The 20258-nt window shown below is 34.5% G+C and carries 16 protein-coding genes; 10 read left to right on the top strand and 6 right to left on the bottom strand.

Annotation, left to right across the window (positions count from 1 at the left end; genetic code table 11):
- The 3 genes from ADJ83_RS25740 to rfbG form a co-directional block, all read left to right on the top strand.
- Positions 1 to 2073 (top strand): cell envelope integrity protein TolA (locus ADJ83_RS25740; RefSeq protein WP_053094381.1); only part of this gene is annotated, 2073 nt, incomplete at its 5' end.
- Positions 2074 to 2085: 12 nt separating this feature from the next.
- Entirely contained in the window at positions 2086 to 3030 is a 945-nt protein-coding gene (locus ADJ83_RS19090; protein ID WP_048718768.1) for an NAD-dependent epimerase/dehydratase family protein, read from the top strand.
- 18 nt (positions 3031 to 3048) lie between these two features.
- Positions 3049 to 4119 (top strand): CDP-glucose 4,6-dehydratase, encoded by a 1071-nt coding sequence (rfbG, locus tag ADJ83_RS19085; protein WP_048718766.1) that lies wholly within the window; start codon positions 3049 to 3051, stop codon positions 4117 to 4119.
- Positions 4120 to 4320: 201 nt separating this feature from the next.
- On the opposite strand, the gene ADJ83_RS19080 is transcribed toward rfbG, so the two are convergent.
- Positions 4321 to 5412: a polysaccharide pyruvyl transferase family protein gene (locus ADJ83_RS19080; protein ID WP_048718759.1), complete on the bottom strand. Its 1092-nt coding sequence runs from the start codon at positions 5410 to 5412 to the stop codon at positions 4321 to 4323.
- Positions 5409 to 6365 (bottom strand): glycosyltransferase, encoded by a 957-nt coding sequence (locus tag ADJ83_RS19075; protein WP_239687090.1) that lies wholly within the window; start codon positions 6363 to 6365, stop codon positions 5409 to 5411. The genes ADJ83_RS19080 and ADJ83_RS19075 overlap by 4 nt, the downstream gene beginning before the upstream one ends.
- 155 nt (positions 6366 to 6520) lie before the next feature.
- On the opposite strand from ADJ83_RS19075, the gene ADJ83_RS19070 reads away from it, so the two are divergent.
- Both ADJ83_RS19070 and ADJ83_RS19065 read left to right on the top strand, forming a co-directional pair.
- The gene (locus ADJ83_RS19070; RefSeq protein ID WP_048718755.1) at positions 6521 to 7630 is read left to right on the top strand and encodes a polysaccharide pyruvyl transferase family protein; all 1110 of its coding nucleotides are present in this window, start codon (positions 6521 to 6523) and stop codon (positions 7628 to 7630) included.
- Positions 7612 to 8541, top strand: a complete 930-nt coding sequence (locus tag ADJ83_RS19065; RefSeq protein WP_048718752.1) for a glycosyltransferase family 2 protein — start codon at positions 7612 to 7614, stop codon at positions 8539 to 8541. The genes ADJ83_RS19070 and ADJ83_RS19065 overlap by 19 nt, the downstream gene beginning before the upstream one ends.
- A gap of 81 nt (positions 8542 to 8622) precedes the next feature.
- Here ADJ83_RS19065 and ADJ83_RS19060 read toward each other — a convergent pair whose 3' ends face one another.
- Positions 8623 to 9177, bottom strand: a complete 555-nt coding sequence (locus tag ADJ83_RS19060) for a DUF3231 family protein (protein WP_048718750.1) — start codon at positions 9175 to 9177, stop codon at positions 8623 to 8625.
- A gap of 324 nt (positions 9178 to 9501) precedes the next feature.
- On the opposite strand from ADJ83_RS19060, the gene ADJ83_RS19055 reads away from it, so the two are divergent.
- Both ADJ83_RS19055 and ADJ83_RS19050 read left to right on the top strand, forming a co-directional pair.
- Positions 9502 to 10392, top strand: a complete 891-nt coding sequence (locus ADJ83_RS19055) for a cation diffusion facilitator family transporter (protein WP_101730264.1) — start codon at positions 9502 to 9504, stop codon at positions 10390 to 10392.
- A gap of 148 nt (positions 10393 to 10540) precedes the next feature.
- Positions 10541 to 11176 (top strand): FMN-dependent NADH-azoreductase, encoded by a 636-nt coding sequence (locus ADJ83_RS19050; protein ID WP_048718744.1) that lies wholly within the window; start codon positions 10541 to 10543, stop codon positions 11174 to 11176.
- Positions 11177 to 11446: 270 nt separating this feature from the next.
- Here the strand turns inward: ADJ83_RS19050 and ADJ83_RS19045 are convergent, their stop codons facing one another.
- The gene (locus ADJ83_RS19045; RefSeq protein ID WP_048718742.1) at positions 11447 to 12244 is read right to left on the bottom strand and encodes a nucleotidyltransferase domain-containing protein; all 798 of its coding nucleotides are present in this window, start codon (positions 12242 to 12244) and stop codon (positions 11447 to 11449) included.
- A 177-nt stretch (positions 12245 to 12421) separates the two neighbouring features.
- Here ADJ83_RS19045 and ADJ83_RS19040 point away from each other — a divergent pair, with 177 nt between their 5' ends.
- Positions 12422 to 13186, top strand: a complete 765-nt coding sequence (locus ADJ83_RS19040; RefSeq protein WP_048718739.1) for a sugar phosphate isomerase/epimerase family protein — start codon at positions 12422 to 12424, stop codon at positions 13184 to 13186.
- A 98-nt stretch (positions 13187 to 13284) separates the two neighbouring features.
- On the opposite strand, the gene ADJ83_RS19035 is transcribed toward ADJ83_RS19040, so the two are convergent.
- Positions 13285 to 14115 (bottom strand): dimethylarginine dimethylaminohydrolase family protein, encoded by an 831-nt coding sequence (locus tag ADJ83_RS19035; RefSeq protein WP_048718737.1) that lies wholly within the window; start codon positions 14113 to 14115, stop codon positions 13285 to 13287.
- A gap of 544 nt (positions 14116 to 14659) precedes the next feature.
- Entirely contained in the window at positions 14660 to 17743 is a 3084-nt protein-coding gene (locus tag ADJ83_RS19030) for an efflux RND transporter permease subunit (protein WP_048718735.1), read from the bottom strand.
- 97 nt (positions 17744 to 17840) lie between these two features.
- Between ADJ83_RS19030 and ADJ83_RS19025 the strand changes: the two genes are divergently transcribed.
- Positions 17841 to 18692 carry a TetR/AcrR family transcriptional regulator gene (locus ADJ83_RS19025; protein ID WP_048718732.1) on the top strand — a complete coding sequence of 284 codons (852 nt, stop codon included), beginning with the start codon at positions 17841 to 17843 and terminating at the stop codon, positions 18690 to 18692.
- Positions 18693 to 18900: 208 nt separating this feature from the next.
- On the top strand, positions 18901 to 20049 hold the full coding sequence (locus tag ADJ83_RS19020) for a PstS family phosphate ABC transporter substrate-binding protein (protein WP_048718730.1): 1149 nt from the start codon (positions 18901 to 18903) through the stop codon (positions 20047 to 20049).
- The last annotated feature ends 209 nt before the right edge of the window (positions 20050 to 20258 follow it).

Raw genomic sequence — 20258 nt, 5'->3', positions numbered from 1 at the left:
CAGGAAGCAGCCGCACAAGAAAAGGCAAGACAGAAAGCAGCCGCGCAAGAAAAGGCAAGACAGGAAGCAGTCGCACAAGAAAAGGCAAGACAGGAAGCAGTTACACAGGAAAAAGCAAAACGAGCATCAGCTAAAATAAATGAGGTAAGAAAAACGTCTGTAACAGAGCCGATTTCATCCACCAATCAAAATTTTTGTGTAATTGCAGGTAAAGAATATTGTATGAAGATTATGGCGGTTTATCAATCACTAGTTAAAAATAGTGAGAATTTCAATTTATGGGTTTGTTGTACGGATGCTATTACGTACAAGTTTTTGAATGAAAAAAATCTAAAAAATATGCATCTTATTAGAGTAGAAGAAATAGAGAATGATCAATTAAGAGCTGTTAAACAAGAAAGAATGATAAATGAATATTGTTGGACATTAAAATCTTTTTTAATTGAATACATTCTTAAAAATAATGATATTGAGCAAGTTTTATATTGTGATGGGGATATGTATTTCTTCTCTAATCCTGAAAGTATTTTTAATGAATGGGGCTCTGCTTCCATCTACTTGACTCCACAAAGAGATTTAGACTGGGTAGAGCAAAAGTACGGGAAGTATCAGGCAGGTATTGTCGGATTTAGAAAAGATGAGACAGGATTGGCAGCTGTTCAATGGTGGAAGGATAGATGCCTTGAATGGTGTAGTGTAGTGGAAAACAATGGCCGATTTGGTGACCAAAAGTATCTAGATCAGCTTCCAATTATGTATGATAATGTTCGAATATCTACTAATTTAGGGGTTAATGCTGCACCATGGAATATTGTTTACAATAATGATTTTAAAATTTCTCTACAAGGAGATAAAGTTTTCATAAATAATGACCCGCTAGTTGCTTACCATTTTTCTTGTTTAACTATTTATGATAGTAATAAATATGATTTATGGAGTATGCATCAATTAACTATTCAAAAGGAAATTATGAACTATATATATGTTCCATACCTTGATCATTTAGAGGAATTAATTACGTCGTATCAGAATAGTTATCCTGGAATTATTCGAGCAACGCTTTCGACAAATGACTTTATTCAGGCAAAGACAAAGTATCATAACACTAAATTGAAAAGAAAAATGATTACGCATAATAATTATTTACTATTAACTTCTATTTTTAGTAAAGAATATTTAGTTAAAGGATTAGCGATGTACGATTCATTGGTTAAGCAGATAGACAATTTTCACTTATGGATTTGTACGATGGACCAAGAAACCAACGATGTCCTATCAAATTTAAATTTAAAAAATGTAACATTAGTGCCAATAGAAACAATTGAGACACAGCAATTAAAAGAGTTAAAGCAACAACGAACACTGCAAGAATATTGTTGGACAATAAAAGCGACATTAGTGGAACACTTATTAGCCACTCATTCCGATATTGACCATCTTTTCTATTGTGATAGTGATATATATTTCTTCTCCAACCCTATCTCTGTGTTAGATGACTTCGCTAGATACTCTGTCTATCTATGTCGTCAACGAGGAACAGACTTATTAGAACATTTCCATGGTCAGTATCAGGCTGGGTTTATCGGATTCAAAAACGAAAAAAACAGCAGAAAGATTCTAAATTGGTGGAAAAAGAGATGCTTAGAAGAATGCTCTGAAATATATAATGATGAACGGAAATCATGGGGAGATCAATTGTATTTAGATCGTATTCCAGAGTTATTTGAAAATATAAAAGTTAACAAAAACCCAGGAATTAATGCTGCGCCATGGAATCTTATCTTAAATAATACGCAACAAGAAGTAACCATGAGGGAGACTAAGGTATATATTGACAATTACCCATTGATGTTCTTCCATTTTGGTAGTCTATTAATGCTTAATGAGAATGAATTTGATCTATGGAAGCAAGAAGAAGTTAGTATTTCAGACCCAATATTAATAAATATCTATAATCCTTATTTAGTGAAATTAAAAGAGTTCTCAAATAGTTTCTCTAATAATCCAGAATTTTTTGCGAACGTACCTGCTGATTATTCAGCAAAAAATCCCTATTCTATCTCCTCTTTATAAGAGGTGAATACGATGAAATTGAAAAATAAAAAAGTGTTAGTAACAGGTGCTTATGGGTTTATTGGATCGCATCTTATTAAACAGCTAGTGAAAGAAAATGCGACTATTGCTGTAATTGTTAGAAAAGATTCTAATCCATGGAGAGTTCAAGAATATTTGCCTCAATTAAAAATATATGAGGCAAATATTCAAAATCGCCCCGAAATTTGCCGTATTATCCATGAATTCCAACCAGACTATATTTTTCATCTAGCAGCTTATGGAACGAATCCAAATAATAGAAATGATTTACTTGCTTTTGAGACTAATATATTAGGAACCATGAATCTTCTCTTTGCTGCAAAGGATATAAATTGCCAAAAAATTATTTGTCTTGGCAGTAGTTCGGAGTATGGAGATAAAAAAGAACAGATTCATGAAGAAATGCTATTAGAACCAGTAGATATATATGGAAGTACGAAAGCAGCCTCTACAATTATTGCCCATCAATTAGCACAAGAATATAAAATTCCGATCATCACCTTAAGGGCATTTAATATTTTTGGAGAAGCGGAGGATAACCATAAATTATTCTCTCATATTATTGAAAAAGTACTTCGCGGTGAAGAGGTAAAATTAACAACATGTGACCAATATCGGGATTATAGCTATGTAGGCAATATTGTCGATGGTTTAATCCTTGGAGCCACAAATGAAGGAAGCAGTAATATGATTTTAAATATTGCTTCTGGTGAAGCACATCCTTTAAGATATTTTGTTGATTTAATTTATCAGCATTTAGATACGAAGCAAGTTCCTCTTTATGGTGCTATTCCAAAAAGAGAAAATGAAAGGAACGCACCAATACCGGATATAACAAAGATTCAAACAATTCTTGGGTGGACTCCTGCTGTTTCTATAGAAGAGGGGATTAAGAAAACAATTGCCTGGCATAAAAGTTATTATCATTTTCAATAAGGGAGCGGAGGTGTAACGATGACAACTGATTGGCAAACCATATACAAAAATAAAAAGGTTCTTATAACTGGTCATACAGGTTTTAAAGGTTCTTGGCTAGCTATTTGGTTAGCGAAGCTAGGTGCAGATGTAATTGGTTATTCTTTAGATCCGATTAGTGACAAGTGTCTTTTTGAATTGGCTGAGCTGAGTAATAAAATGAAGGACATAAGAGGGGATATTCGTGATGCGGTTAAGCTTCAAGCTGTTTTTGAGCAATATCAGCCAGAGATTGTCTTTCATTTAGCAGCACAGCCATTAGTTAAACAGTCCTATCGAGATCCTGTATATACGTATGAAGTGAATGTAATGGGAACAATGAATGTGTTAGAAGCGATAAGAAAAACACCATCTGTTAAAGCGGGAATAATGGTAACAAGTGATAAATGCTATGAAAATAAAGAATGGGTATGGGGATATCGGGAGACAGATCCAATGGGAGGGTATGATCCGTATAGTTCAAGTAAAGGATGCTGCGAATTATTGATCTCCTCTTATCAGCATTCTTTCTTTCCTATTGACTCCTATAATAAGCATGGGAAGCTCATTGCTTCTGTACGAGCAGGGAATGTAATAGGTGGCGGTGATTGGTCGGAAAATCGAATTATTCCTGATTGTGTGCGCTCTTTATTATCGGGTCAATCTATTAAGGTGCGTTCCCCTCAATCTGTGCGTCCATGGCAGCATGTTTTAGAGCCGCTTTCTGGTTATTTAAAAATAGGAGCTTATTTATATAAAGGAAAAACACAATATGCAGAGGGATGGAATTTTGGACCAGAATCAGATAGTGTGACGACGGTGCAACAATTAGTAGAAAAAATAGTACTGCAATGGAAGGAAGGTACATGGGAAGTAGATACGTCACACTCTACTGAACATGAGGCAAAGCTTCTTAGCTTGGATATAAATAAAGCAAAGCATAATTTAGCTTGGTATCCAAAATGGGACATTGATCAAACTGTATATTATACAATAGAATGGTATAAATTGTATAAAGAAGTAGATGTGTATGAGCTTTGTTTAAAACAGATAAGTAATTATGAAAAATAAGATAACAGAAAAATAGAAGCTATTCGATTCCTTTCGTTCGATCCACTACACATGAAAGAAAGGTTAGAAAGCTTCTATTTTATTTCTGTGTAAAAAGTGTGAGTATTGCTAGGTATTTATAATAAAATAAATCAAAGAGTGGTATTCATCCCTCTATAAATAAGAAAACAGGATATTCCAGCATGGGAATATCCTGTTTTCTTATTTTTTCAATGAAGCTATAAAGTTTTTATGTCTAGCTACGATTCTCTCTTTTGCTAAACGTATTTTTTTCCGATTCTTTTTGCTTGTTAAATAAAATTCTTTCTTTTCAATTGTTTCAGACAGAGTATTTGTATTTGTTAATATTGTATAAGGTAATTGGTGGATGGAGGCTGCGAAGTCCACTCCTTTAGAGCGATAGGCTAATTGAATAAATGGAGTACCGCTAGATGCAGAAAGCACGTTTGCATGAAGCTTTAGGTTTAAAGAAAAATGGCAAAGTGATAAGAAGTGATAAATTTGTGAAGCTGTGCATACTTCTGGAATAAAAATGACGTTACCTTTTTCTTTTAGGTTATCATACAAACTTTTGCAATGAGGGATATCCATATCCCACATTGGGAAAATCACAATTTGATATCCCTTTTGTAATAATTTTGTACAAGCTTTAATCATTTGTTTTTTAAGTTTATTTTCATCATAGCCAAATAAAATATTTTGAGTTGTACCCCAATTGACTGCAATTGTTTTTTTGCTAGTGTCATGCAAGTATTTTTTTTGAATATAATCATCTTTTTTAGGAGTAAAAAGCATCCCAGAATCACCGATTATCTGATAATTACTTGCTGGTGATGGATTTAAAGCTTTAACATATTTGTGTGTAAGTGGACCTCTAAGACCTGCAAATGTGGAGTATTCAATCACTTTTTTTATTTTTTCTTTATTTATCTCTTTATTATTAAAAGAAGTAGACGATAACTGGAAATCTCCTCTTTTAAAAGATTCTATTGTTTCTTCCGTCATATAATCAATGCCTGTTCCATAGCAATAAAGAGGAAGCTTCATTTCAATTGCTTCTAAGGCTAAATCAATAAAGAAACTACCTTGAAATAAAGAGCCCCCTCCTAAAACGACTAGATCAAATGGTTTTTCTTTGTAAAATTCTTTCAGTTTTTTATTCGTATGAATTGGATAGGAGAATAAAGTATATTCTTCATTTAGCCATCTTTCGCAAGCTTGAGCAAATGCTTCATAGCAAACTTCGTCTCCTATATTATTGGCTCCTAAATAACCAAGATATAAAATCCTCACAGTTCGTTTCCTCCTTCCTTAGAAAGAATCGCTTCGATATGATGGAGGAGCTGTTTGGCACGAACTTGTACAGAATGCTTTTTTCGGACCATTTTGTAACCGTTTAAAGCTATTCGTCTCCCTAATGTATCATAATGTGTTAGGTGATATTTTGCTTTCCGCATAAAGTTCTCTTCATTTATTTCAATGAAATGGACACCGGGGATGAAACCTAAATCCTTAATTTCTTTCGTGCATGAGGCTAATAGTAATGTATTACAAGCCAGAGTCTCGTAATATTTCATTACAGGATAATGATAAATGGAATCACAGGTAAAAAACATTTTTGCTTTATTAAGCTCTTTTGCGAAACTACTAGCTACCTTAAACGATTTCTCGTCGTACTGTTTGTGAAAATAGCCAGGATGTGCATGATAGGTGAAATTAGGTAGACTTTTCATTTCATCGAGGATTTTTTGACGTAATGGATATACAGTAGGATGTACAGCACCCATCATTAAATAATCAATCGTTTTCTTCTGATTGAAGTCTTTAAATATATCGATATTTACATAATGAGGGAACCATATCATTTTATCTTTAAATTCTGGATACCATTCTAAAAATGTGTCTCTATAATGGGTGAAAATGTATTTTACGTTATTTTCTTTAATAAAGGCTCTTCTTTGGTCCATCTGGTAGTTTAAATCATGCATAATTATTCCGAATGGAATATTGCAGTCCTTTAGTCCTGTTACTTGTGGTGATCGAGTAGGACGTAAATCATTTACTAGGATAAAGTCAGGCTGAAAGTTCATTATTTGTAGTATTTCACTTATATTACCGTCTTTCTCCCAGATTCTTATATCAACGTATTTCTTTAATTCCTCTGATAAATAATACGTATTTCTTTCTATCCCATTTTCCCAGTTTTTTGTAATAAAAAGTATCTTTCTCTTCTTCTTTAATGTCATCAGCATCATGTCCTTTCCCTAATGTTTACTATATATTCTATTCTTGTCCCCTTAAATCGGACCATAGCAATTTGTCCAATTATTAGCTTGCGGTCACCTTTTAATGGATTGTCCATATACTATTAAGAGACATGAGAGGTAGGAGGCGTACTTAGATGAATAAGATTCTTCTTTCTGGTTATTACGGGGAACTAAATAGCGGAGATGATGCATTACTACTAGTCTCCTCTTGGGGAAGCCGAAAATTTCTTTTTGGAGAGAAAATCTATGGGACATGTATACAAAAACCTGTTCTTCCATTAGATGCTGCTATTGNTTTTGTTCCAGAAGAAGAACAAAAAGAGCGTAACGAAAACCTTTTGCGATTGTACAGGCAGTGTTATGGGAGTGATTTCATTTTATATGGCGGTGGATCTGTTTTTCATTCCACAGATAAAATGACAAGAGATGGGGACTTAATTGATGTAAATAGAGGGAAAGGAGCAGCAGCGATCGGGGTATCTTTTGGCCCGTTTAGAGATTCTGCTGCCAAGGAGACATGTAGGAAGCTTGTTGAGAGATTTAAATATATCGGTTGCAGGGATGAGGAAAGCTATGAATTAATTCGATCTCTCACTTCTACTATTAATGCAGAATTAACGTTTGATTTAGCAGTCCTCTTACCGCTAGTATCTGGAGAAGATTTTTCAGGAAATCATAAGAGAAAGGGGCTAGGAATTTCCTTATGCCATTATGAAAGATATATTGGTGGAGATACAAGTATAGAAAAAACAAGGGTTGAAAAAATAGTAAATGTTTTAAATGGGTTAAAAGAAGAGGAATTTGAGGAATTGGTTTTTATCGATTTTAATGGACATCCTATTTTTGGAGATGAGGATATTCATCGAGAGGTTATCGAGCAGCTACACACGAATATACCAATTAGACATCTTTCTTATGATAAAAACCCATTAAATATTCTTCGCACTATTGCTTCTTTAAAAGGGTTGCTTGGTATGCGGTTGCATAGTGCTGTTTTTGGCTATATCACTAATACACCAACTATCATTTTCTCTTACCATCCCAAATGCGATGGATGGGCAAAACAAATTCAGGCAAACAATGATTTTATTATTTCCTCCAATTCCTTTGCGGAGGAAAGTATATGGCACGCTCTTAGGGAAATTGCAGCTGGTCAATATCAGTATCCTAAACTGCCAATAAAAAAAGCACAATCATTAGCAATGAAAAATTGGGAGGGTGCAAGATGGTTGCTGTCTCAGTAGTAATCCCCCTTTATAATAAAGAACAGTATATTGAAAGAACGATAATGTCTATTCTATCCCAAACATTTCAGGATTTTGAGATTATTATTGTTGACGATGGTTCTACAGATAGCAGTGTAGAAAAAGCCGAAGCATGGATAGACAATCGAATTACAGTTCGAAGAATGGAACATAAGGGTGCTTCAGCAGCAAGAAATGAAGGCATTCGAGTTGCAACGGCAGATTTAATTACTTTTATTGATGCAGACGATGAATGGAAGCCGCGATTCCTAGAAAATATCATCGATTTAAAAAACAAATATCCATATTGTGGTGCTTATGCAACAAGTTATGAGATTCAGTTGCCAAGCAAAAAAAAGATCATTCCTACTATTTATGAAACACCAGAGCACTGGGAAGGTGTGTTTACTAACTATGTGGAAAGAACACTAAAGGATTTGCCTATTATATCCTCTGCGGTTGCTGTTCGAAAAGAAGTTTTTAAAGAAATAGGTTTGTTTAAAGAAGGAGAACCACTTGGGGAAGATCAAGATATGTGGCTGAGAATCGGTTTGAATTATCCGATTGCTTATAAAAATGAAAGCTTTGCGATTTATTATCGTGGTTTAGAAAATAGTGTGTGCATGGATTTGAGTATTTTAAATCGATATTCAATTATTGACTACTTAGAGAGACTCCTTCATAAAGAAAATCTTCCTTATATAGATGTCTATTTATCAAAATTAAAATTAGATTACAGCAAAAGATTACTAGAGGCAAACCAATTAGATTCTGCATGGGAAGAATTACATCATACAAAAGCAAAAGTATATAAGTGGGAAAAAATAAAATTATGGATGCTTTACTATTGGAAAAAGATAGCTATTAAATATAGTTTTCATTCAAAAAAATATAACAAAGAATGTCCATAAGCTAATGCCATTAATACACACTGTGCCCCTGCTAAAAAGAAAGAAGCTGGGGCCCTTAATTTTGCCTTTCTCTATAATCTCTTATGAGTTTTCAATTGGTGCACCAGGTGGATAGTAATAAGGAGGAACTTTAATCCAGCCTCTTTTTCTCATTAAATCCTTTATACTTGCACCGAATTTCATTTTTTCTAACATACATTGGGTAAACATAGTAGCTACATCATTTCGTATACATTGAGATACAGAAGCGGCACAGTGAGTAATGGATGCAACGGTTTTAATGCTTAACCCATTCATTATTTCGTCGTCTGTCATCTTAACACCAAGTGGTACAGCCTGTGAATTAGAAAGTGGTCGTTGTTCACTAGTTGGTGGCAATGGAATTCCTTCTGCTTTAAGAAAGTCTCGAAATCTTTGCCCTTGTGCATCGCATTGTTTATAACTGTCTTTTAGTGACTTGATAACATCATCATCTGTTGTCGTATTTAACGCCACCTGAATATAAATATTGGCTTCATCCACAATAGTAAGATAGGTCCAGCAACTCATTACTTCGCCTACATGAAGAGGATTTTTGGGCTCCATATCTAAATTTAATTGTAAATAATCTTTTAATGCTTCAAAAATAGTTGTCATCTTAACCATCCTAATAGTGAATTTTTTCTTTAATCAACATTACTTAGTTAAAAAACAATGGATTGTTAGGCAGTCATCCTCTCGAAGGCTTACAATTGTCTTTTCGCAAAAATGCTCTGTTTGTAAGAAAAATACTAAGTGATTTATATCGTATTTATTATTGGCACGCATAATCGAATAAATACGCAATGATTGGTAAATTTAAAATTTGAAGAGAGCCAACTTTTTTTCTCTAGACCCACTGATTTCTTTTCTGCTAAGATAGTTAGGTTGACTTTTTGTACATATAGAAATTATTGGAAATAATAAATGAGGTTGATGAAAATGGGATCAAGAGAATCTCTAGCTAAACGAGTTGCATGGATTAGTGTAATTAGTAATATTGTATTAACATTGGGAAAATTAATAGTTGGCTGGATGGGGAATAGTGATGCTGTTTTTGCTGATGGTATTCACTCTGCTGCAGATGTCTTTGCTTCTATCATTGTTTTAGTAGTGATACGGATTGCCAATAAACCTGCTGATCAGGAACATCCATATGGACATGGAAAAGCTGAAATAATTGTATCCGGAATAGTCGGGATGATTCTACTCGGTGTTGCCATCTATTTGGTGTATGAAGCTATAATTGGTTTCTTCCATCCCATTACAACACCAAGTATGATTACAATGTGGGTTGCTGTTATTTCATACGTTTCAAAAGTACTATTGTATCGTTATAGTAAGAAAATCGCTAATGAACAAAGTAGTAAAGCCATTGAAGCAATTGCTTATGATCATAAGGCAGATATAGTTGCCTCGATTGCCGCTGCAATAGGAGTATTACTGTCTATACTTGGAGAAAATTTAACGATAAATGCACTGCTCTATGGCGATAAAGTAGCTACTATTATCGTTGCTTATTTAATTTTTAAAATTGCGAAGGAAATGGTAAGTGAAGCTTTCGATATATTACTGGAGCGAAATATCGATTTAGAGATCTTAACAGAATATCGTGAAATGATTGCTTCCTTCTCTGAAGTAAAAAGGATTGATCGTCTTCGTGCAAGAGAACATGGACATTATATATTAGTCGATTTACGCATTTCTATCGATTATGACAAGACGATTAAGGAAGGTCATGACTTATCTAGACAAATAAAAAAGAAACTTATGAAAAAACACGATAATATCAACGAAGTACTTATCCATTTAAATCCATATTTTAAGGAATAGTTTTTAGGGAGAAAAGATCTCTCTACCTTAACGGTTATTTTAAATGTGACAATATTAGTAATATATAGCTGCTTCCATTGAATATCGTTTCGATCAGCACTATAGTAAAGAAAAGATGACTAGAGACTTTTCTAAGGAGCTGAATAAAATGGCAAAAGTATTATATATTACGGCAAACCCATTTGATGAATCAAGATCATATGGAATGGCAGTTGGTAAAGCGTTTATTGATCAATATGAAGTGTCTAATCCGAATGATGAGGTTATTCATATTAATCTATACAATGAGTATATTCCTTCCATTGATGCAGACGTATTTCAAGGATGGGGAAAGCTACAATCTGGAAGTGGATTTGATCAGCTTTCTGATGAGGAAAAAACAAAAGTTAGTCGTTTGGCAGAGCTAAGTGAACAATTCGTTAAAGCAGATAAATATATATTTGTTACGCCACTATGGAATTTATTGTTTCCTCCAGTGATGAAAGCTTATTTAGATTCTGTTGCTGTTGCAGGTAAGACATTTGAATATACAGCCCAAGGACCAAAGGGACTCCTTACTGATAAGAAAGTTCTTCATATTCAAGCAAGTGGTGGGATTTATTCTCATGGACCAGCAGCGGATAAAGAAATGGCACACCGTTATTTAAAGACGCTAATGGCATTTTTCGGCATTAATGATTTCCAAGGTTTATTTGTGGAAGGTCATGATTTAGCACCAGAAAGAGCAGAAGAGATTAAAGCGAATGCAATTGCTCGTGCAAAAGATGCCGCAATTACTTTTTGATAGAAGGCTGTTTTTTAAAAGATTGTTGTTTTTTCAATAGGAGAAAAGAATTAGTTGGAAAAATGGAGCAGCCGGAATACACGTAGACGCCACGGGGATTAGCGAGACAGTCTGAGACCCCTACGGAAAGCGAGGTGTATTCCGTCTGTGGGTAATCGCAACAAACTATACGAAAAATGCCTAATAAAACAAAGTGTTTTTAATCGTAATTCAGAAGAAGTCATCGAAAAAAGTATTTGTGAGAACATACCTTTTTTCAATGACTTCTTCTTAGTCGTTCCAAACCTCCTTTAAAGTATAACGAAACAGCTGATCTAATTGTTCAGTTGGATCAATTAAATTTCTCTCTAAACCTTTTGCATACGTTTCTAATTGTTGCATCTCTCTTTCCAAATACTCATTAATAAGGTTGATTCGTGGTTCAAGAGTCAATTCTTCTCCAGATTTTTTTCTTTCTAATAAAATGTCAATCTTTGTGCGAAGTGCACCCTCAGGAATAAGTCCATGTACCAAAATATCAAATTCCATTGGAGGAATTGTTTGGAATGTTTGTACCCACTTGGCTGCTAGAATTGGTCGCAATACATAAAAATACTTTTTAATCTTAACGGTATCTCCTTGCAAATATTCTCTGAAATTTCCTTTAGCCATATTTAAATAATGATAAATGGTAGAAGTAGGAGAAAATATTTGTTTTTCAAGCTGCTTCATTTTTTCAATGGTTGAAAAGCGCTGATAATATATCATGTTGGATCGCAACCATTCTAATAAAGGAGGATTAGACTTACGAAAAAGCTTCAGTGTTTTAGTCAATTCCCAGCCGCTCATATCTAATAATGGATCAACAGGAATTGATATAGGATCATGGTTTGGAATTTCTATTACATCTCGCTTTTGATCAATGGATAAGTACCAGCTTGGATGATGGATATAAATAAACCGGACATCATAATCACTATCCTTTGACGGAAATCCCCATGCACGACTTCCAGATTCACAGGCATAAAGCACCTTTATGGCAAATTCTTTTTCTGCTTGTTCGATGACTTTTCTGATATGGTTTTCCAATGGCTTACACATCCTAGTTATTTTAGTCCATTTTACAAAAAAAGTTAACGATTTACCATCTTAATCTATAAAAATGATAGCGTTTTCTTATACAATGATAAGAGGAACTTATTTTGACTTACTTCATAATGTAGAAGTGGTTGATTTCAAAGGAATTAATTAAAAGGAGGAAATATAGTGAAAAATATACCAATTGCCATTCAAATGTATACGTTAAGAGAGGAATGTGAACAGGATTTCCGTGGAACTCTCCAGAAGGTTGCAAGCCTTGGTTTTCAAGGAGTAGAGCTTGCAGGGTATGGCGGGATTTCTGTAGCCGCATTAAAGGAATTACTGGATGAACTAAATCTTCAAGTAGCGGCTAGTCATGTACCTTTAGCAGACTTAGAGAGCAATCTAACCCAAGTCATTCAAGACCAGTTAGTTTTAGGGAGTAAGTTTTTAGTATGTCCCTATCTTTTACCAGACAAAAGAACGGAGGCGGATTATGAGTCACTAATTGCTTTCTTAAATATGGCGGGAGCGGAGTGTCAAAAAGAAGGGATATCGCTGTGTTATCATAATCATGATTTTGAATTAGATAGATTGTATGATGGAAGAACAGCATTAGATACGATAATGGAAGAAACAGATTCTAAGCTGGTTTTTGCAGAGCTAGATGTATACTGGCTTTCAAAGCGAGAGTATGATCCTGCACAATGGATTGATACATATAAAAACAGAACAAAGCTTGTCCATTTAAAAGACATGACAACAGATGAAGAACGATTCTTTGCAGAAGTTGGTACTGGGAGTATCGATTTTCAAGCAATTCTTGAAAAGGGAGAGGAAGCGGATATACAGTGGTGGATTATTGAACAGGATGCCACAAGAAGAACACCATTTGAAAGCATTGAAATTAGCTTAAATAATTTAAGAAAAATATTAGGGGAACAAAAGTAGTGAAAAGCTATATTTGATGAGACATTTTTTTCAATAGGATAAAGAAAACTATAATCAGTGGGGATGGGAATCCCCACTGATTATCATTGGTTACTTAATTATTCTCTCAGCAATGGCATAGAACAGCAACGAAAGGATCCACCTGACTTGATGATTTCTGAAAAATCCACCTCAATCACGTCATAGCCTCTTTTTTGAAGCTCTTTATTGACTCCTTCGTTCACAGGTAAGCTAATAACCTTTTTATTACCGATGGATAATACGTTTGTACCTAATGTCTCTTGCTCTTTTGCATTTACATGGATTAAATCATAGCGATCTCGCAGCATTCTTTCTTTCTCTTTATGAAACTCGCCTGGGAATATTAATCCTTCTGTAGGGGAAAGTACGTTGAAAACACAATCCAAATGAAGATACGAGTCTGTAAATGGAACAGCGATGACATCATAAGAAGGAAGTAATGTTTGTAAATGCCGGATAGCAAATTTATTTGTGCGTTGGCTGAGGCCAATATAAATCGTTTTACCGTCAATGATAACATCTCCGCCTTCAATCATATTTCCTTTAATATCCGTATAAGTAATCTCCTGTTCCTTCAAATAGTCGATTAAAATTTTCTCTTCTCCACGTCTTACATCTCGGGCCATTTCTGCTACAAAGATTTGATTTCCTAAAGTAAAACCAATATCCCTTGTAAATACTTGTTCATGATATTTTTCCACAGGAGGAAGAAGGATTGTTTCAACCCCGTTTTCTTGCAGCTTTTCAATAAACATTTCATGTTGTTTTTCGGCCACTTTTCGATCGATATTTTTCTTTGCATGTTTTTTTTGAATATCGTTTATAGGAACTTTAATAGCCATATATTCGGGAGAAACTAAGACGACTGCTTTTAATGGATCATATTCATTCGAGCAATGTACTTTCATGACAAAATCCTTTCCATTGGAGTATTGTGAATAGTTTTTCCTGTTTGTATTTTTTTATGAAGGGAACATGGGAAATTAATTTTATTCCATTTAACGCCCGAGCTCGAGTTGTGGAAAATTAAAAAAGTCTTTTAAGTTTAAAAGTCAAAGGGGAATGAGAAAAAACACCCACTAATGGAAGTTTTCTTTATTGTGAATGAAAGCTGAAATTATTAGAAAGCAGTAAAAAAGGAGCAATCGAGTAAACGAAACCTATTATTAAAAAGGCTGTTTTCGCAAAAGTTTGTTGCGATTACTCGCAGCCGGAATACACGAAGACGCCACGAGGATTAGCGAGACAGTCTGAGACCCCGGAGGCTTAAGCTTAGCCCCACGGAAAGCGAAGTGTATTCCGGCTGCTCCAATTTTCCTACTAATTCTTTTTTCTATTGAAAAAACAGCAATCCTTTAGAAAACAGCCATTAAAAATAAGAGGTTGGCAGGAGAATTATGATAACAAAAAGCCAGTGAAATATTCTTCACTGGCTTTTAGTAAAAGTTAATATTAGCTTTCGTCAATATCTTTACGATTTTTCTTAAATACTTTAGAAAGAACTTCGTAAACAATTGGGACAATAACAAGTGTTAATAGAGTAGAACTGATTAAACCGCCAATAACCGTAATACCTAGGTCTTTAGAGATTAATCCACTACCGCCAGAACCAACTGCTAATGGAACTAATGCTCCGATTGTTGCAATAGCTGTCATTAGAATTGGGCGAAGACGTGTTGATCCAGCTTCAAGAATGGCATCGCGCATATTCATTCCATAGCGTTCCATATGAATGATTCGGTCTACTAATACAATCGCGTTCGTTACAACGATACCAATTAACATGAGTAATCCCATCATAACCGAAACGGATATCGTTTGACCTGAAAGGTATAATCCGACAAAGGAACCAATCACAGCAAACGGTAAACTGAACAGGATCGAGAATGGAGCAACCCCTTCACGGAATGTGACAACAAGAATAAAGTATACTATCGCAACAGCAGCAATCATGGCAACACCTAATTGCGTAAATGTTTCATTCATATCTGCTGCTACACCAGCAACTCCCATTGTAACTCCTTTTGGTAAGTCAATTTTATCAATTTCCTTATCGACTTCGTTCGTTACTTTGGAAACATCATCACCGAGAATTTTTCCTGATACTGTTGCATAATACTCACCCTTACTACGAGAAAGAGTATTTAAAGTTGTTCCTTCTTCAACTTCTACTAGTTCAGAAAGTGGCATCGTATTTCCTAGAGCAGTTGGAATTTCCATATCTAGCATTTCGTCAATTGATTTAGGTTGTGCTGATTTTTCTTGTTGGACAATAACATCAAGTGCTTCGCCATCTTTTTCGATTGTTGTTAGTACATCTTTAGTATTGTCTGGGCTTAGCATCATGAGAAGCTGTCCTGCAGTTAACCCATACTGCAATAATTCATCTTGATTAACTTTAAATGTATATTCTACATAAGCATCTTCAGCAGTTGTAGTAACATCTTCTAATCCATCATTTTCTTTTAAAATGTCTTCTACTTTTTTCACAGACTCATTAAGTTTATCTAAATCTTCACTGTAGAATGTATAGCTAACTTCATTTGTTGACATCCCCATGGATGTGAAGTCTTGTGTTTTCCATTCGCCAGATTGATCGATATTTGTAATATAGTCCTCAATTTCATCGCGGACTTCAGGGAAGTTTTTCATATCTTCATCAAAGATTAGGTACATAAGTGCACCGCCAGATCCCATACCCATCATCGCACTTTGTGCATCTGCTGTCTCATTGATAGATAATTGAACAATATCAATATCTTTGCGTTCAAGCATTTTTTCTTCTACTTCTGTAACGTTCTTTAATGTCTCATCCTTTAATTCACCAGTTTCTGGTGTATAAGTGATATACATTGTTTTTTCTTCTTCACTTCCTAAGAAGCTAAAGCCAATTAGCGGAGTAAGAGCAACACTTCCGGCTAATAAAACAACAGCGATAAGGGAAGTGATGATTTTATGGTTAAGAGCTTTTTCAAGAATGCCTTTATACCAATTTGCCAATTTACCGGCTTCTTTATGATTACTTTCTGTTTTCTCACCATATAATTTTTTCTTAAATAAGAAATGAGAAAGAGCAGGTACAATTGTAATCGCAACAAGTAGTGATGCTCCAAGTGAAAATGCCATTGTTAATGCGAAAGGACGGAATAACTCTCCCACCATTCCCCCAACGAACATTAATGGAGCGAATACAGCAACTGTTACTAAAGTTGAAGAAAGGATTGGTTTAAACATTTCAATCGTCGCTTCTCTAATTAGTGCACGGCCGGTTAATTTTTCTTCTTTCAGGTGCAAGCGTCGGTAAATATTCTCAACAACAACAATAGAGTCATCGATAACCCGGCCAATCGCAACAGTGATAGCACCAAGTGTCATGATATTTAACGTAATATCCATCCAGTTTAATAGCATTAATGCCATGAAAATAGAAACTGGGATAGAAATAATGGAAATTATCGTTGATTTAAAATCACGTAAGAATAGTAAAATAATTAATACGGCAATTAAACAACCAAACACCGCTTTTTCAATCATCGTAAATACAGATTCTTCAATTGGAGCCCCTTGGTCTAGGGAAACATCAATTACTAATCCATCGATATTCTTTTGCTCATCTTTAATTAAATCTTTTACACTGTTAACAACATCAACAGTGTTTGCTTGTTGACCTTTGACAATTTGGATGGCAATAGCATCTTCACCATTTGTACGAGAAACAGATTCAACTTTCCCAACCACTTCGATTGTGGCAATATCACTAAGTTTAACAAATGGGGATGGATTTTGTTCAGAAGGAGTGACAGGGATAAGCATATCTTTAAGTTCTTTTTCTGTCATAAACTTACCATCAATTGCAACTGCCTGTTCGCCTTCTTCAAACTCATAAAGTCCTAAAGAAACAGCTAAATTACTTGCTTGGATCATATCTTTAACAGTGTCTTCTGTTAAATCTAATTGTTCCATTTTTTCCTTATCATATGTTAAATCTACTTCTTCGATATGTTGTCCGGTAATCGTTGCAGATGCAACACCATCAATCTTTTCAATCTTCGGAAGGATGATTTCTTCAACAGTTGATGTTAATTCAGTAATATCTTCTTCTGTACTGCTGACACTTAACGCTACAACTGGCATCATATTCATACTGATTGCTGTGATTGTAGGTTCCTGTGCGCCGTCAGGCAAGGTGATATTATCTAGAGCGGATTGTAAAGCACGTTTTGCTTCATCCATATCTGTACCATATTCATATTCTAATTGAACATTTGCCATGTTCGAATAAGAATTCGAATAAACAGCTTTCACATCTTCTAGATTTTCCACAAGTTTTTCTATCGGCATGGATACTTCTTCCATCACCTTTTCCGGTGTTGCTCCCGGATAAACATCCATTACCGTTAAGTATGGAATCGAAATGTTCGGTATGGTCTCCATATTCATTCTTGTACCAGAATAGATACCTGATACAGTAATAATAATGGTTAGTAACCAAACCGCTAGCTTGTTACCTAACACAAAATTTACTAAACCTTTCATATTACACCTTCCCTTTATTGACTAATCTTACTCATTTACCTATAATAAATGACTAAGTAGTCATATGTCAATCAATAGTGCATAGGAGTGTATGAACATGGCAAAAAAACAACTGATTATGGAAAAATCAATAGAATTATTTGCAAAACAGGGATTTGCGGCTACTTCCGTTCAACAAATCACGGATCATTGTGGCATTTCAAAAGGTGCCTTCTACTTATCCTTTAAGTCCAAGGATGAGCTGATTATGGCATTGGTTGATTATTTTATGGAACAGTTCATTGCAAAACTTGACTATGCAGTCAATCATGTGGATGATATCCTTTATCATTTTTATTATGAGATCTTTTATACCTTTAAAGAAAATTCCAGTTTTGCAACTCTATTCATTAAAGAGCAAGCGCTTTCGTTTAATGAAGAATTTATTAAGAAATTTACTTACTATGATCATTTGCTAGAAAAAACAATTGAGCACATGATTGAAAAAGTGTACGATTCATCAAAACAATCAATTAAATATGATTTAGTATTTAGTATTAAAGGATTTCTTAATGCTTATACTCATATTGTATTAAGTCATAATGAATGGATTGATTTTGATTTACATATGCTTGCAAAATCGCTGGTGGAGAAAACAGATATTCTTGCTACACATACAAAGTCACCATATTTCACTGAAAATATATATCAGTTGTTACATCAGTCTGTTACGCAAGAAAATATTGCAGGAGAGGAAATAATAAAGCTAGTAAAAGGGAAAATAGAAGAAGTTGATGATCGCTATGTGAAAGAATCTCTTCTTTTGCTTACAGAGCAGTTGGAAGAGGAAACACTAAATCCAGTTCTATTAAAAGGCTTAATTGAAAATATTCGGCATCATCGCGATTGTGTTTGGCTATCATATTTATTATTCCATTATTTTAAGATCGATACTGCTCAAGAAAGCTGATATAAAAGGTATATTTAAGGATGAGTTCTTCACAGAGACTCGTCTTTTTTTATGCAGTTTAAATCACAATTTTAAAAAAAGAATAATAATCACTTGAATAAGGTGTGAAAATACACTAAAATGATAATATAACATTATTATGGTATTTTTAAGGAAGAAAGTGGTATTTTTCTGTTGAAAGTGAAAAAAAACGCATAAAGGAGAAAAAATGAAAATATTACAAGCAATAGTTATTACGGGATGTATCGGGTTTATTGGGTTTATCTTAACGGTCCTCACATCCTTATTTACAGCAAGTACGTTTTATTTATGGCTTATACCGATAGTAACTTTATTTTTTATTATGACAGTAAATCTACCAATCTTTGAAGTATGGCAGAAAAGAACAGCAAAAAAAGCGAATCTATTTATCCTTATCATTAGTATAAGTATTGTGATTGGTCATATCCTTTTTGTGAAATATGATAGAAGTCTAGAGGTTGTCAGTAGTCAAGATGCAGATTTAACGGAATACATACCATATTCTGAAGGTACAAAAGTAGTTCAATTAAATGAAGAATCCACCTTAAAAATAGAAGGGAATCTTCCGAAGTTAGATGGCTCAACGGCTCTCTATCCAGTATATGCTGGGTTTGCTCAAGCTGTATATCCAGAAAAAGATTATTCTATAGAAGAAAGCGAAGTAGTATCTAGCCAAACAGGTGAGGCATTTGAGAGATTGTTAAATAAAGAGGCAGACATCATATTTATACCGAAGCCTTCAGAGCAACAATATAAGTTGGCAGAAAGTCATGGTGTTCAATTAAAATTAACTCCAATTGGAAGAGAAGCGTTTATCTTTTTTGTTCATGCGAAGAATCCAATAGAGACACTTAGCGTGGAACAAATACAGGATATCTATTCTGGGAAAATAACAAACTGGAAGGAAGTCGGTGGAAACCGGAAAAAAATAAGAGCCTTTCAAAGGCCAGCAGAAAGTGGAAGTCAAACAGCATTGATAAGGGTAATGGGTGGAAAGCCATTAATGGATCCGCCCACAAAAGATGTTGTAAGTGCAATGGAAGGGATTATTAATGAAACTGCAGATTATCAGAATAAGAGTGATGCCATTGGTTTTTCTTTCCGTCATTTTTCAGAAGAGATGGTTCGTAATGGCAAAATAAAAAATATTTCGGTTGAAGGAATTCCACCTACAATAGAAACAATTAAAGATGGAAGCTATCCCTTCATTAATGAATTTTATGCAATTACGCTGGAGGATAATGATTCTCCCCAAGTTGATAGATTTTTAAAATGGATGTTGTCAGAGCAGGGGCAAAGGATAGTCTCGGAAACTGGATATGTGGCAGTTGAATAGATAATAAGCTTAAGATTTTCGTTTTTTGAATGATAGGTCACTGTCTGAATTTTTCACTGACCGAGTTATCTATTCAGACAGTGAAATAGCAATAGGAGAAGGATATTCCTTGCTCTTAAAGAGATAAATTAGCCAAATGGGAATGGATATCAGCCAAAAACAGTGATAAATCAGCCAACTGAGCATAAATATCAGCCAAAACAAAGATA

Source organism: Bacillus sp. 522_BSPC (assembly GCF_001076885.1).
Taxonomy (GTDB): Bacteria; Bacillota; Bacilli; order Bacillales; family Cytobacillaceae; genus Niallia; species Niallia hominis.
The sequence above is the reverse complement of the archived record's forward strand: the minus strand, read 5'-3'. Positions and strand labels throughout refer to the sequence as shown.

Excerpts from the sequence above, each read along its gene's own strand:
- rfbG (WP_048718766.1), top strand. The coding sequence starts at position 3,049 with ATGACAACTGATTGGCAAACCATATACAAAAATAAAAAGGTTCTTATA.
- ADJ83_RS19065 (WP_048718752.1), top strand. The coding sequence starts at position 7,612 with ATGGTTGCTGTCTCAGTAGTAATCCCCCTTTATAATAAAGAACAGTAT.
- ADJ83_RS19060 (WP_048718750.1), bottom strand. The coding sequence starts at position 9,177 with ATGACAACTATTTTTGAAGCATTAAAAGATTATTTACAATTAAATTTA.
- ADJ83_RS19090 (WP_048718768.1), top strand. The coding sequence starts at position 2,086 with ATGAAATTGAAAAATAAAAAAGTGTTAGTAACAGGTGCTTATGGGTTT.
- ADJ83_RS19075 (WP_239687090.1), bottom strand. The coding sequence starts at position 6,365 with ATGACATTAAAGAAGAAGAGAAAGATACTTTTTATTACAAAAAACTGG.
- ADJ83_RS19030 (WP_048718735.1), bottom strand. The coding sequence starts at position 17,743 with ATGAAAGGTTTAGTAAATTTTGTGTTAGGTAACAAGCTAGCGGTTTGG.
- ADJ83_RS19035 (WP_048718737.1), bottom strand. The coding sequence starts at position 14,115 with ATGAAAGTACATTGCTCGAATGAATATGATCCATTAAAAGCAGTCGTC.
- ADJ83_RS19050 (WP_048718744.1), top strand. The coding sequence starts at position 10,541 with ATGGCAAAAGTATTATATATTACGGCAAACCCATTTGATGAATCAAGA.
- ADJ83_RS19055 (WP_101730264.1), top strand. The coding sequence starts at position 9,502 with ATGGGATCAAGAGAATCTCTAGCTAAACGAGTTGCATGGATTAGTGTA.
- ADJ83_RS19025 (WP_048718732.1), top strand. The coding sequence starts at position 17,841 with ATGGCAAAAAAACAACTGATTATGGAAAAATCAATAGAATTATTTGCA.
- ADJ83_RS19020 (WP_048718730.1), top strand. The coding sequence starts at position 18,901 with ATGAAAATATTACAAGCAATAGTTATTACGGGATGTATCGGGTTTATT.